This window comes from Inquilinus sp. CA228, assembly GCF_052078665.1.
GTDB lineage: Bacteria > Pseudomonadota > Alphaproteobacteria > DSM-16000 > Inquilinaceae > Inquilinus.
Genome location: NZ_JBQJIK010000089.1, coordinates 23121 through 32601, shown reverse-complemented (window position 1 = coordinate 32601; position 9481 = coordinate 23121). Strand labels below are relative to the sequence as shown.

Here is a 9481-nt window from a genome sequence, read left to right as displayed (position 1 = left end):
ACTGCCCTCCAACGGGCAACCGTATGTGAGTTGGACCTGGCCGCACCGCCGGCCGCGTCTCCCCAACACGGCTCAGGCCTGCCTTCCGGACTCCCTAATCCTCTCAACCAGGGCGACACACCATGCCATAGCCTCTTCACCCGCTTGACACCAAACTCCCCATGTGAGCCCGGGCATGACAGTTTTGATAGGACTTTCAGCTTAAAACTTCTGCCCTTCGATCAACACCCAAGGGACGCCGCCGTGATCGACCCGTTCTGGCTCCTGTTCGCCGCCAAGCTGGCGCTGGCCGCCGGGATCGTGGTCGCCGCGTCGCTGCTGGTCGAGCGCAGCGGGCCGGTGCTGGGGGCGATGATCGCGACGCTGCCGATCTCGGTCGGCCCGGCCTATGTCTTCCTGGCGCTGGAGCACGATTCCGCCTTCATCGCCGGCAGCGCCGTGGCCAGCCTGGCGGTCAACACCGCGACCGCGGTGTTCCTGACGCTGTATTCGCTGCTGGCCCGCTCGCGCAGCCTGGCGGTCAGCCTGCCCCTGGGGCTGCTGGGCTGGGCCGTGACGGCGGCCCTGGTCTCCCGGGTCGACTGGACCCTGCCCGGCGCCGTGGCGCTGAACCTGATCGTCTTCGCCGCCTGCCTGCCGATCGCGCTGCGGCGCCTGGCGGCGACGCCGCCGGTGCGGGCCGCCGGCCGGCGCTGGGACATCCCGGCACGGGCGGCCGCGGTGACCGGGCTGATCGCCGCGGTGCTGCTGATCGGCCGCGCCCTAGGGCCGGCGGCGGCCGGCTTCGCCGCCCTGGCCCCGGTGGTCACCGGCAGCCTGGCCCTGCTGCTGCATCCGCGCATCGGCGGCCCGGCCACCGCGGCGGTGTTCGCCAACGCCCTGATCGGCATGGTCGGATACATCCCGGCGCTGGCGCTGCTGCACTTGGCCGCCCCGCCGCTCGGCTCCGCCGCGGCGCTCGGCCTGGCCCTGGCCGCCTGCGTGGCGTGGAACGCCGGCACGCTGGCCCTGCGCGGCCGCGACCGCAAGGCCGCGACGGCCCGCCCCTGAAAGGCCGCGGCCGGTCTCCAACGCCCGGCCCTCCGCCGGGACAAACCCATTGACCGCATCCCTCGCCAAGTGTCCGATACAGATAACTTGTAATTTACTTTCCTATAATCGAATTTTTCTTTCGCGATGCAAGGCCCGGCAACCGTGATATAAGATTAGTTCGTCACCCGATCGTCACCTGCCGCAGGCTGCATTGGACATCCAGGATTCTTCACCAACGATCCGGAGTACGAAATGTGGCTTTTCTATAGTTTGTCAAACCAGATCTGAAATTATTGTTGCGAACGAATGACGATCATGCACCAAATCCTCCGACAATTCGTCTCTGACCTGGTTGAGCTCGCCATCCCCGATCAGACGGCAACCAGGAGGGTGTCATGACGAACTGGCTCGCCAATGCCGAGACCTATCTGGGCAGCCGTCCGAATTTGGCCGTCGCGCTGATCGCGGCCGCGGCGCTTCTGGCCTTGCTCGCCTGGATGCTGGGCCCGGTGCTGCTGACGGCGCAGCACAGATACGAAACCCGCAAGGAGCGGACCGAGGATTCGGACCGGTACCGCCGCAACATCGGGCAGTTGCTGATCGTCCCGATCCTGGTCGTCGCCGCGCTTTACACCCTAGATCAGGTGGCCGGGGCCGCCCGCGAGAGCGCCGCGAACAGCCGCCAGGAGCAGTACAGCCAAGGCTTCGAGGCCCTGGCGAGCTTCAACATCTCGACCCGGCTGGTCGGCGTCCATGCGCTGGCGCAGCTGATGGGCGGGGCCCGCCCGGACGAGCTGTGCCCCGACGGCAACCAGCGCCCCCTGTCCGCCGGCGGAACCGCAGCCGACGCGGCCTCCCCTGCCCGCTCGGCCCAGGACCAGCTGTACCGGGTGGCGCTGGACGCCATCGCCGCCCATGCCGTCGTCTCCTCCCATCTCGCGCCGACGGCGTCCGATGCGGATGCGGGCCGCAGGGGGCGGGAGGAGGCCTCGCAGGAGGCGACGATCGGCGCGGACACCCAGGCCGCACTGTCCGTCATCGCCCGGCGCAAATGCGAGCCCTATACGCAGGAGGCGCTCCTCAACCTGTCGGACGGGTATTTCCGCGGCGCCTCGATGGCCTATGCCCAGCTGATTCGGTCCGACCTGCGGGGGTCGGATCTCTCGGCCTCCGAGCTGTATCTGGCGAACTTCTACCAGGCGAGCCTGGACAAGGTCGATTTCGGCGGGTCGAACCTGACGCGGGCGAGCTTCGCCAACGCCTCCCTCACAGGCGCCGATTTTGCACCCGGCGAGAACATCGCCTCCCCCAACCTGCCCCGGCGGCCGTATCTGCGGACGCAGCTGGGCCGGGCCCAGATCGTCACCGCCAACGCCCAGGGGGCCGATTTCTGGTGCGCGATGCTGAACGACGCCCGCCTCGACGATTCGCAGCTCGGCGGGGCGGATTTCCGGCACGCCACCCTCAGCCGGGCCACGTTGCTGGGCGCCAAGGGGGTGGACGCCAGATTCAACGGCGCCTGCGGCCCCAGGGCCAGCTTCTCGGTCCCCGGCTCCGGCCCCGCCGAGGGCCGCAGATCCGATTTCTCCGGGGCCGATTTCTCGGACGGCTTCTTCCGGTCGGCCCGGTTCGACCGGACCGATCTGCGGGGGGCGATCTTCGTCCGCGCCGACCTGACCGGCGCGACCTTCGAGAACAGCGACCTGACCAATGCGGATTTCCGCGGCGCCAACCTGACCGATGCGAAGTTCGACGGCGCCAACCTGACCGGCGTCAGGATGGGCGGCGCCCTGATCTGCGATGTCAGCGGGTTGCCGGACACCGTCGCGCCCCTGAACTGCGCGGCGCAGTTCCTGCCGATCGAGGCGGGCCGGTATGGAGACGCCTGCTTCCCGGAGGCGGAGACCGGCATCGCCCTGAACCAGCAATGCCCCTATGAGAGGACCGCCGGGACGGCCGAGCCCCAACCTCTGAACTGAAGGGCGTCAGCCCGCCAGCGGCCGCTCGAACTCCGTGCGGATGGCGAATTCGCGCCAGCCGGCCCGGCGGAAGGCGTCGGCCATCGGCGTGTTGCGGGTGTCGGCATCGGCCTTGACCGGCCAGCGGCCGAGGCGCGCCAGCGTCGCCGTGCCGCGCGCCAGCAGCGCATGGATATGGCCCCGCCCCCGCCGCTCCGGGACCACGCCGACATAGCCGATCGTCGCCATGCTGGGCGCCAGCGCCGGCATCACCAGCCCGACCAGGGCGCCGCCGGGCTCATAGGCCAGCTCCCACCAGCCCGGCTCGTGCTGCAGCCCCTGCGCATCGGCGAAGATGTCCTCGTCGCCGATGCGGCGGTCGAGCGTGCCCTCCGTGACCCGCTCGGTCGCGGCGCGGAACGCCGCCTCGCCGACCTCGGCCATTGACCGGAACACCAGGCCATCGGCCGGCGGCGGAACGGGCGTGGCGGGATCGAGCTCGAACCGGACCGTCTCGCGGCGGATCTCGAAGCCGTTGGCGGCCAGCAACGCGCGGCGCCGCTCCGGCTCGGCCTGCCATTGCGGCGCTTGAACCGGCGTGTCGAGCACATGGCCCAGCGCATAGGCGCCGAGCGCCCGCGCCCGATCCGCCATCCGCCGCAGCATAGAAGCGCCGAAGGCCTCGGCCTCCGGCGCCGCCCAGGGCAGGTCGAACAGGACGATGTCGCTGGGGATCGTCGCCCCCGGCAGGGTCCAGAAGGCGATGCGGGCGATGGGAGCCCCATTCCACTCCGCCAGGAAACACCAGTCCCGGCGCATCGCGCCCTTGGCCAGCAGGTCGTCGACGTAGCGATGCACCGCCTCGGCATGGGCCGGGTCGGTGGCGGTGGCGGCAAAGATCGCGAGCTCGGATTCGGCGATCGGGCGCAGACGGATGTCGGTGGTCATTTCGGGGCCACATCGTTGATGACGACCGAGTCGGCCGACCGCTCTGTCGGGCCGTGGTACACCGCCTCGATGTTGTTGCCGTCGGGGTCCAACAAGAAGGCGGCGTAATACCCGGGATGGTAATGCCGCCGCTCGCCCGGCCCGCCATTGTCCCGTCCGCCGGCCGCCAGGCCCGCGGCGTGGAAACGGTGGACGGTCTCGCGATCTGCAGCCTGGAACGCCAGGTGGAGATGGCTGATCGCCTCTCCCTCAGCGACGACCAGCTCGTCCGCCGCGAAGAGGCCCGGTCCCTCGAAGGTGATGCTGCGGCCGATCGCGTTCAGCACGGCGTCATAGAATCGCCGGCTCGCCTCCAGGTCCCGCACCGCCAGCTCGACATGGTCGATCAGGCGGCCTTGATGGAACGGCATGGTGCTCCCCCTTTATCTCTGTCTGCCAAGAGCCGGCCCCGATCACCGCCGCTTCCTGGCATGAGCGGATCTGGCTTCGACAGGCGGCCTTCACTCCGTCACGGCGAGCGTGCTGCCTTCGGGGACGTCCGTCTTGTCGACGTCGTACAGGAGAAAACACTCATCCTCCCAAGTCTTCTCTCCGTCGCGACGGAGCGCGTATTCCTTGGACGCTCTCGCTTCCAGCACCGAGCCGTCGGGCCTGTGGACCCTGGCCGTGAGGGTCGTTCTGATCGGCAGGCTGGTGTAGCCCTCGATCGAGACCGCCGTCCCCCGGTCCGAGATGGTGAAGATGTTCACGATCGTCAGCAAAGCAGGCCTCCGGGCCGACTCGTCGCGGCCCAAATCGGCCGAGGACCGCGCCGCACCCAGGTCGCGGGAGGTCTCCCAATCGGGCCGCGCGCACAGCGTCGGCTCCAGGAATATTTGATGCTCCTGATCAAACAGGAGAACAGCCTCGACCTCGAAATCATCTACATCCTGGTAGAGGATGACCCGGTCGCCGTGCCGGAGGTCGAGCTCCGCAACCTGCTCCTGCAGAGGGCGATGACAATACCAGAGTATCCAGAACCGGTTGTCATCGGTGCTGTCGTTGAAGTCGCAATATATTCTCAGCATCGGCAACCCCGATGGCGGGTGTCGAGTCGCGAGCCTAGCGCGTTCCCTGGGTGTCGATCACCTCGAAATGCTCGACCTCCGGGTCGAAGCGGGTCAGGAAGTCGCGGTCGCGCGGATAGTAGCGGGCGCGGCCGTATTCCTCGCCGGCGAAGGCCTTGATCGACTCCACCGACTCCCAGAGCGTCAGGGTCACGAACTCCACCTCATCGCCCTTGTCCTGGCACAGCAGCCAGACGCCGCGGTTGCCCGGCGTCGTCGCATAGTCGCCGAGGCCGGTCTCCCGCAGATAGGCGACATAGGCGTCCTTCTTCGCCTTCGGCACCGGGCCGCGCCACATCCGTGCGATCATGTCGAGTTCTCCTTGGTCAGGTCGAGGCGGACGATTGGCCGGGTCGGGCTGCGCCGCGCCACCTCACGGAAGCCGAGGTCGAGGAAAGGCCGCAGCACGCCGGTGTAGATCTCGCCCGATCCCAGCGGCCGCGCCGCGTCGATCGGATAGGCCTCGAGCGCCGGGGCGCCGCGCGACCGCGCCAGCCGTGCCGCCGCCGCGACCAGCGGGCGCAAGAGGCCGGTGCGGCGATGCGCCTTGGTCGTCACGAAGCAGGTGATCGACCAGACCGGCAGGCCGTCGACCGGCGCCAGGTTGCGCGACCGAGCCAGGCGCGGCTGCTCCGCCCGCGGGGCGACGCCGCACCAGGCGACCGGAGCGCCGCCGCGATAGCCGACCAGCCCCGGCGTCTCGCCGGCCTCGACCAGGTCGCGGAACAAGGCGCGGTTGCTGCCGTCGCGGGTGCCGGCGTTGAAGTCCGTCCGCTTCCGGCGCCAGAAGGCGCACCAGCAGCGGCCGGCATCGGCGCAGCCGGCGAACACGGTCTCGACATCGCCAAGCCGCTCCGGCGCCACCGGCCGGCATTCAAGCGTCCCGTCGCAGTCGGCTGTCGGCATATTCTAACCCCTGAACCGGTTGATCCGACGATGCCGGGCTTGCCCCGGCCAAGTCAACCGATAGGATGGTGAGGCGATGCAGACCCAGGCCCCCTCCTACGCGGTGCGGCCGCCGAAGCGGATCGGCGGCTCGCTCAGCCTCGACTTCGTCAACACCGAGATGTGGCGCGGCGACGTTCCGCAGCGCGGCGAGCGGCTGACCGGCTATGGCGAGCTCGCCCTCTGGGCTGGCCATCTCGGCATCGTCGACCGGGCCGGGGCCAGGCGGCTGGCGCAGGAGGCGGCGCAGCGCCCCGCGGCCGCGGCCGCGGTGCTGGCGACGGCGCTGGGCCTGCGCGGCGCGCTGGGCCGGATCCTGACGGCGCCGGCCGCGGCCTCACCGGACGATCTCGCGGTGCTGAACGCCGTGCTGGCCCGGGCCCCGACCCGGACCGGCCTGGCGCCGATCAAGACCGGCTTCGCCTGGACCTTGTCCGAGTCCGACCCGCTGGAGCAGCCGCTGTGGCCGGTGGTGTGGGACGCGGCCGAGCTGCTGGTCTCCGGCCGCGCCGAGCGGGTCGGCAGCTGCTCCGACCCCGACTGTGCCTGGGTGTTCCTGGACACCTCGCGCAACCGCAGCCGGCGCTGGTGCTCGATGGCCGATTGCGGCAACCGCAACAAGGCGCGCCGGCACTACGAGCGGAATCGCGTTTCCTAGCCGATCGAAGCCCGCAGGATCTGGCCGCTGCCGTCGACCTCCACGGTCAGCCGGTCGGCGCGGAAGTCCATGGTCACCGCCTCGCCCGGGCGGACCACCCGCAGGGCCAGCCCTTTCAGCTTGTCGAGCTCGGCCTGGGAGACGGCGGGCTGCGGCTCGATGGCGCCCGGAGTGGCGGCCTGGCTGCGGGCGCAGGCGGCGGCGAGGCCGCCGGCGGCACCGGCCACGGCGAGGCCGAGGAGATGGCGGCGGGAGGATTCGGTGCTCATGGCGTGCTCCGTGGGTTTCGGCCGAGGGTGGCTTGCCCCCTGATCGTCGACAAAAAAGGCGACGTCGTGACGCGGTTTACCTTCCGGCAGGGGGAAGCTTCAGGCTGCGGTCGACGCCGCCAAGTCGAGGATTCGATCGTGATCACCCGCCGCCGCTTCCTGTCCGGTACCGCCGCCAGTGTCGTGCTGGCCGGCGCCCTGCCCCGGATCGCCCGCGCCTCCCACCCGGCCGAGCTGACCATCGCCACCCGCAGCCTCGACGTCGCCGGCCGGCCGGCCACCGTGTTCGGCATCATCCGACCGGATGGCGGCCAGGGCCTGCGCGCCGTCGCCGGCGAGGATTTCCGGCTGCGGCTGACCAATGCGCTCCAGGAGCCGTCGCTGGTGCACTGGCACGGGCTGACCCCGCCCTGGCGCCAGGACGGCGTGCCGGGCGTGACCCAGGACCCGCTGCCGGCCGGCGCCGGCTTCGACTACGACTTCCCGCTGGCCCGGCCGGGCACCAACTGGATGCACTCCCATCTCGGGCTGCAGGAGCAGAACCTGCTGGCGGCGCCGCTGATCGTCGCCGACCCGGCCGAGGCCGGGCGCGACGAGCAGGAGGTGGTGCTGATGCTGCATGATTTCAGCTTCCGCGCCCCGGCCGAGATCATGGCCGGGCTGCGCGGCAGCCAGGGCATGGCCGGCATGGACCACAGCGGCCACGGCACGATGCAGCCGATGGTGCAGCACGACATGCCGGGCATGGGGGGCGGCATGGACCTGAACGACGTCGAATACGACGCCTATCTGGCCAATGACCGGACCCTGGCGGACCCGGAGGTGGTGCGGGTCGAGCGCGGCGGCCAGGTGCGGCTGCGCGTCATCAACGGCGCGGCGGCGACCAATTTCCACATCGATCTCGGCGCGGCCGAAGGCACGCTGGTGGCGGTCGACGGCATGCCGGTGGTGTCGGTCACCGGAACGCGCTTCCCGATCGCCATCGCCCAGCGGCTGGACATCCGGCTGACCGTCCCGGCCGGCCGGGCGCTGCCGGTGCTGGCGCTGCGCGAGGGCGACCGGCAGCGCACCGGGCTGGTGCTGGCCGCCCCCGGCGCCGCGATTTCCCGCATCGCCGATCTCGGCGAGGACAAGTCGGCGCCGCTGGACCTGGCCCTGGAAGCGCGGCTGACGGCGGCGGAACCACTGGGCGCTCGCGCGATCGACCGGACCATCCCGGTGGTGCTGGCCGGCGACATGGCGAGCTATGTCTGGACCCTCAACGGCAAGGTGCATGGCCAGGACACGCCGCTGGCGGTGCGGCGCGGCGAGCGGGTGGCGATCGCCATGACCAACCCGTCGATGATGGCCCATCCGATGCATCTGCACGGCCATCACTTCCAGGTGGTGGCGATCGATGGGGAGGCCCTGTCCGGCGCCCGGCGCGACACGGTGCTGGTGCCGCCGGGGAAGACCGTGACCGTCGCCTTCGACGCCGACAACCCCGGCCGCTGGGCCTTCCACTGCCACCACCTGTACCACATGGAGAGCGGCATGATGACGACGGTGGAGTACGAGGGGATTGGCTAGCCCCAGGGCCCGAACCGCACCAGCACGATGACGAGGGCGAGGACGACAATCCCGGCGAGGAAGAGCAGCCGCCGGGCCAGGCTGCGTAGGATGATCTGGCGCTGACGCGCCCACTTGTCCGCCATGCATCCCTCGTCTGCTCCCCCGGGGCAAACGGGGCGTGGCACCGGACTGTTCCGGCGGGCGGTCAGCCCTCGATCAGCCCCTCGGTCCGCCAGCGCGCCAGATAGGCATCGATGATGGCGTCCAGCCCGGTCTTGCCGAAGCTGTCGTCATGGCCGGCATGGACCACCGTCACCGGCAGCGACCGCAGCAGGGCAAAGGAGCGGACATAGTCGCCGATGTCCATGCCCGGGCCGCGATATAGCAGCGGGCCATCATAGATCACGTCGCCGGCGAACAGCGTACCGGTCGCGTCTTCGAACAGGGCGATGCTGCCGGGCGAATGGCCGGGCACATGCAGCACCCGGAAGCGCCGGTCGCCGAGATCCACTACCTCCCCCGCCTCGATCCGCCGGGTCGGCTCGGCGCCCTGCAGGGCGTAGCTTCGAAGGTCGTAGCCGGCATGGGGCACCGCGGTGACCAGGGCCGGACCAAGCGGCGGGTAGTCGGCGTCCAGGAAGCGCCGCCGCGCCTCCGCCGGGATCTGGTCGGAGATCAGCGTGCCGGGCCGCGGTCGGGCCAGTGCCTCGGCCTCGAGCGGGTGCACCCAGCGCTGCTCGAACTCGTAGATCGCGCCGATATGGTCGGCATGGGTGTGGGTGGCCAGCGCGATCGTCTGCCGTCCTTCGAACAACTCAGGGAAGGCCGGCCGCAGCGGCGCCACGCCGAGGCCGCCATCGACCAGCAGGTCGCGGTCGCGGCCGCGCAGATGCCAGATGTTGGCCCGCATCAGCACATCGGTGTGCGGCTCGACGATCAGCGTCAGCCCGCCGCCCAGGTCGCGCTTGCGGAACCATTCGGCGGCCACGGGCAGGTCGAATCTGGTCATGGGAC

General features: G+C 70.3%; 12 protein-coding genes. 4 read left to right on the top strand and 8 right to left on the bottom strand.

The annotated features are described in order from the left end of the window. Nucleotides 1–243: 243 nt before the first annotated feature. Complete coding sequence (locus tag ACTOWL_RS32285) at nucleotides 244–1050, top strand: hypothetical protein (RefSeq protein ID WP_441325398.1); 807 nt, start codon at nucleotides 244–246, stop codon at nucleotides 1048–1050. Between the two features lie 377 nt (nucleotides 1051–1427). After that, entirely contained in the window at nucleotides 1428–3011 is a 1584-nt protein-coding gene (locus tag ACTOWL_RS32280; protein ID WP_441325397.1) for a pentapeptide repeat-containing protein, read from the top strand. Between the two features lie 6 nt (nucleotides 3012–3017). On the opposite strand, the gene ACTOWL_RS32275 is transcribed toward ACTOWL_RS32280, so the two are convergent. The 5 genes from ACTOWL_RS32275 to ACTOWL_RS32255 all read right to left on the bottom strand — a co-directional run bounded on the left by ACTOWL_RS32275 (nucleotide 3018) and on the right by ACTOWL_RS32255 (nucleotide 5950). Then, nucleotides 3018–3938 (bottom strand): hypothetical protein, encoded by a 921-nt coding sequence (locus ACTOWL_RS32275; protein WP_441325396.1) that lies wholly within the window; start codon nucleotides 3936–3938, stop codon nucleotides 3018–3020. Next, nucleotides 3935–4348 (bottom strand): VOC family protein, encoded by a 414-nt coding sequence (locus tag ACTOWL_RS32270; RefSeq protein ID WP_441325395.1) that lies wholly within the window; start codon nucleotides 4346–4348, stop codon nucleotides 3935–3937. Before ACTOWL_RS32270 ends, ACTOWL_RS32275 begins: the two co-directional genes overlap by 4 nt. 90 nt (nucleotides 4349–4438) lie before the next feature. Continuing rightward, complete coding sequence (locus ACTOWL_RS32265) at nucleotides 4439–5005, bottom strand: hypothetical protein (protein ID WP_441325394.1); 567 nt, start codon at nucleotides 5003–5005, stop codon at nucleotides 4439–4441. Nucleotides 5006–5039: 34 nt separating this feature from the next. Beyond that, nucleotides 5040–5354, bottom strand: a complete 315-nt coding sequence (locus ACTOWL_RS32260) for a hypothetical protein (RefSeq protein WP_441325393.1) — start codon at nucleotides 5352–5354, stop codon at nucleotides 5040–5042. After that, nucleotides 5351–5950, bottom strand: coding sequence for a GNAT family N-acetyltransferase (locus tag ACTOWL_RS32255; protein ID WP_441325392.1), 600 nt, complete (start codon nucleotides 5948–5950; stop codon nucleotides 5351–5353). The genes ACTOWL_RS32260 and ACTOWL_RS32255 overlap by 4 nt, the downstream gene beginning before the upstream one ends. Before the next feature lie 76 nt (nucleotides 5951–6026). Between ACTOWL_RS32255 and ACTOWL_RS32250 the strand changes: the two genes are divergently transcribed. Further along, complete coding sequence (locus tag ACTOWL_RS32250) at nucleotides 6027–6647, top strand: CGNR zinc finger domain-containing protein (RefSeq protein ID WP_441325391.1); 621 nt, start codon at nucleotides 6027–6029, stop codon at nucleotides 6645–6647. On the opposite strand, the gene ACTOWL_RS32245 is transcribed toward ACTOWL_RS32250, so the two are convergent. Continuing rightward, the gene (locus tag ACTOWL_RS32245; RefSeq protein WP_441325390.1) at nucleotides 6644–6916 is read right to left on the bottom strand and encodes an I78 family peptidase inhibitor; all 273 of its coding nucleotides are present in this window, start codon (nucleotides 6914–6916) and stop codon (nucleotides 6644–6646) included. The genes ACTOWL_RS32250 and ACTOWL_RS32245 overlap by 4 nt on opposite strands. A 138-nt stretch (nucleotides 6917–7054) precedes the next feature. Here ACTOWL_RS32245 and ACTOWL_RS32240 point away from each other — a divergent pair, with 138 nt between their 5' ends. Then, nucleotides 7055–8485: a multicopper oxidase family protein gene (locus tag ACTOWL_RS32240; RefSeq protein WP_441325389.1), complete on the top strand. Its 1431-nt coding sequence runs from the start codon at nucleotides 7055–7057 to the stop codon at nucleotides 8483–8485. Here the strand turns inward: ACTOWL_RS32240 and ACTOWL_RS32235 are convergent. Both ACTOWL_RS32235 and ACTOWL_RS32230 read right to left on the bottom strand, forming a co-directional pair. Beyond that, nucleotides 8482–8610, bottom strand: coding sequence for a hypothetical protein (locus tag ACTOWL_RS32235; RefSeq protein ID WP_441325388.1), 129 nt, complete (start codon nucleotides 8608–8610; stop codon nucleotides 8482–8484). The two genes, ACTOWL_RS32240 and ACTOWL_RS32235, sit on opposite strands and share 4 nt — an antisense overlap. A gap of 62 nt (nucleotides 8611–8672) precedes the next feature. Then, nucleotides 8673–9476, bottom strand: a complete 804-nt coding sequence (locus ACTOWL_RS32230) for an MBL fold metallo-hydrolase (RefSeq protein ID WP_441325387.1) — start codon at nucleotides 9474–9476, stop codon at nucleotides 8673–8675. Nucleotides 9477–9481: the final 5 nt, after the last annotated feature.

Excerpts from the sequence above, each read along its gene's own strand:
- ACTOWL_RS32280 (WP_441325397.1), top strand. The coding sequence starts at position 1,428 with ATGACGAACTGGCTCGCCAATGCCGAGACCTATCTGGGCAGCCGTCCG.
- ACTOWL_RS32275 (WP_441325396.1), bottom strand. The coding sequence starts at position 3,938 with ATGACCACCGACATCCGTCTGCGCCCGATCGCCGAATCCGAGCTCGCG.
- ACTOWL_RS32270 (WP_441325395.1), bottom strand. The coding sequence starts at position 4,348 with ATGCCGTTCCATCAAGGCCGCCTGATCGACCATGTCGAGCTGGCGGTG.
- ACTOWL_RS32265 (WP_441325394.1), bottom strand. The coding sequence starts at position 5,005 with ATGCTGAGAATATATTGCGACTTCAACGACAGCACCGATGACAACCGG.
- ACTOWL_RS32260 (WP_441325393.1), bottom strand. The coding sequence starts at position 5,354 with ATGATCGCACGGATGTGGCGCGGCCCGGTGCCGAAGGCGAAGAAGGAC.
- ACTOWL_RS32255 (WP_441325392.1), bottom strand. The coding sequence starts at position 5,950 with ATGCCGACAGCCGACTGCGACGGGACGCTTGAATGCCGGCCGGTGGCG.
- ACTOWL_RS32250 (WP_441325391.1), top strand. The coding sequence starts at position 6,027 with ATGCAGACCCAGGCCCCCTCCTACGCGGTGCGGCCGCCGAAGCGGATC.
- ACTOWL_RS32245 (WP_441325390.1), bottom strand. The coding sequence starts at position 6,916 with ATGAGCACCGAATCCTCCCGCCGCCATCTCCTCGGCCTCGCCGTGGCC.
- ACTOWL_RS32235 (WP_441325388.1), bottom strand. The coding sequence starts at position 8,610 with ATGGCGGACAAGTGGGCGCGTCAGCGCCAGATCATCCTACGCAGCCTG.
- ACTOWL_RS32230 (WP_441325387.1), bottom strand. The coding sequence starts at position 9,476 with ATGACCAGATTCGACCTGCCCGTGGCCGCCGAATGGTTCCGCAAGCGC.